1 protein-coding gene is annotated in these 2,834 nt (G+C 67.3%); it reads right to left on the bottom strand.

Annotated features, from left to right (window positions below; genetic code table 11):
* The coding region (mfd, locus tag DBR22_RS09030; protein ID WP_108598737.1) for a transcription-repair coupling factor at window positions 1-2,834 on the bottom strand (2,834 nt) is incomplete at both ends.

Genomic DNA, 2,834 nt, shown 5'->3' with positions numbered 1-2,834 from the left:
CTTCATGGCCAGCTGCATGCCGGCGCCCAGCTCGTTGTGCGTGGCCACGGCCTTGAGCCGTTCCAGCGCCACCTCGCCCAGCGGCTTTTCCGAGGGGTACAGGAAGTAGGCGTAGGCCCGTTCGCGGCCACGGCCCACGCGGCCGCGGAGCTGGTGCAGCTGGGACAGTCCGTATTTGTCGGCCCCGTCCACAATCAGCGTGTTGGCGTTGGAGATGTCCAGGCCGGTCTCGATGATGGTGGTGCACACCAGGACATCGAACCGCTTCTCCCAGAAGTCGACGATGATCTGCTCCAGCCGGCTTTCGGACATCTGACCGTGGGCAACTTCCACCCGGGCTTCCGGAACCAGTTCGCGGATCTTTGCCGCAGTGCGTTCGATGGTGGACACCCGGTTGTGGACGAAGAACACCTGGCCTTCACGCATCAGTTCGCGGCGGATCGCCGCTGAGGTCTGCTTGTCCGTGTACGGACCCACATAGGTCAGGACCGGGTGCCGTTCTTCCGGTGGGGTGGCCAGTGTGGAGGTCTCGCGGATGCCGGTCAGGGACATCTCGAGCGTCCGCGGGATGGGCGTGGCGCTCATGGCCAGCACGTCGACGTTGGTGCGCATCTTCTTGAGGGCTTCCTTGTGCTCCACCCCGAAGCGCTGCTCCTCGTCCACGATCACCAGGCCGAGGTCCTTGAACGCGAAGTCCTTGGACAGCAGGCGGTGGGTGCCGATCACCACGTCAACGGAGCCGCTCTTGACGCCCTCCACCGTTTCCTTGGTTTCCTTGGTCCCCTGGAATCGGGAGAGCGCCTTGACCCGCAGCGGGAAGCCGGAGAAGCGCTCGGTGAAGGTCTCGTAATGCTGCTGGGCCAGCAGGGTGGTGGGCACCAGCACCGCCACCTGTTTCCCGTCCTGCACCGCCTTGAATGCGGCGCGCACGGCGATCTCGGTCTTGCCGTAGCCCACGTCACCGGATACCAGGCGGTCCATGGGGATCTCGCGCTCCATGTCGGCCTTGACCTCGTTGATGGTGGTCAGCTGGTCCGGCGTCTCCACATACGGGAACGCCTCCTCCAGCTCCCGCTGCCACGGCGTGTCCGGGGCGAAGGCGTGGCCCCGGGAGGCCATTCGCGCCGAGTACAACCGGATGAGTTCGCCGGCGATTTCCTTGACGGCCTTGCGTGCCTTGGATTTGGTGCTGGCCCAGTCCGAGCCGCCCATCTTGCTGAGCACCGGGGTGTCGCCGCCAACGTAGCGGGTCACCTGGTCAAGCTGGTCTGTGGGGACGAACAGCCGGTCCCCGGGGGCGCCGCGCTTGGACGGGGCGTATTCCAGCACCAGGTACTCGCGCACTCCGTCTCCGCCGCCGGCAACCTTGCGCTGGATGAGCTCCACGAAGCGGCCTATGCCGTGCTGCTCGTGGACCACGTGGTCCCCCGCCAGCAGCTGCAGCGGGTCCACGGCGTTCCGGCGCTTGGACGGCATCCGCCGCATGTCCTTGGTGGAACCCGCCGATGTCCGGCCCAGCAGGTCCGCTTCGGTCAGCAGCCCCAGTTTGAGGGATTCCAGGACAAAACCGCGTCCGACGGCGGCGGTGGTCACCTCGATGATGCCCGCCTGCGGTTCCTTGTCCAGGGTGTCCACCCTGGCGCAGGGGATATCGGCGTCGTGGAAGAGTTCGGCCAGGCGCTGCGCGGGCCCGGGGCCTTCGGTGGCCACCACGATCCGCCACTGGTCCCGGACGTGGGAGCCGATGAACTCCATCATCTCTGCCACATCGCCCTGGTAGCCGCGGGGTTCCTTGGCGTGAAGGTTCAGGACGTCGATCTCGGGGAGCAGTTCCTCGTCGGTGGCGAGGGAGGTGATGGACCACCACGAGACGTCGTGGCCCAGGGCCGCGGTGCGGGTCTCAGCGAGTGACCGGAAGCTGGCGGAGTGCAGGGCCTCCGACGCCTGTGATGTCAGGTCCAGCGGTGCGGTGCCGCCGTCGGACGCCGTGGACCAGGCCGCTTCCAGGAATTCCTCATTGGTGGCTGCGAGGTCGTGCGCGCGGGTGCGGACCTTTTCCGGTTCGATGACCACCGAGATGGACCCGGCGGGCAACTGGTCCACGAACGGAACCATGGCGTCCACCAGTACCGGGGCCAGCGATTCCATGCCCTCGACGGCGATGCCACCGGCGATCTTTTCCAGCATGTCCGCTGCGGCCGGGAGCTGCGTTTTCAAGTGGGCGGCGCGGGACATGACCGACGGCGTGATGAGAATTTCCCGGCAGGGCGGGGCATGCAGTTCGGTGGGGTGGTGCAGGCCAGGTGAGGACAGCGAGCGCTGGTCGGCGACGGCGAACCAGCGCATCTGGTCCACCTCATCGCCGAAGAACTCCACCCGGATGGGGTGATCCTCCGTGGGCGGGAAAACGTCGATGATGCCGCCGCGGACCGCGAACTCGCCACGGTGGGTGACCATATCCACGCGTGCGTAGGCGGCATCTGCCAGGCGGCGCACCACGTCGGTGAAGGGCACTTCCTGGCCCACTTTCAGTGTGACCGGAACCAGTTCACCCAGCCCCGCCACGATCGGCTGGACCACGGCGCGCACCGGAGCGATGACCACCCGCAGGTGTCCCGCCGTCGAGCTTTCCGGATGCGCGAGCCTGCGCAGGACAGAGAGCCGCCTGCCGACCGTGTCCGAACGCGGTGAAAGCCGCTCGTGCGGAAGGGTTTCCCAGCTGGGGAATTCAGCAACGGCGTCGGCGGGCAGGTACGCGCGCAGGGCTGCCGTCAGGTCTTCCGCCTCGCGGCCCGTAGCGGTGACGGCGAGCACCACCGGGGGCAGCCCGCCAC

The sequence above is a fragment of the Arthrobacter sp. HMWF013 genome, from assembly GCF_003061105.1.
Classification (GTDB): domain Bacteria; phylum Actinomycetota; class Actinomycetes; order Actinomycetales; family Micrococcaceae; genus Arthrobacter.
The sequence above is the reverse complement of the archived record's forward strand: the minus strand, read 5'-3'. Positions and strand labels throughout refer to the sequence as shown.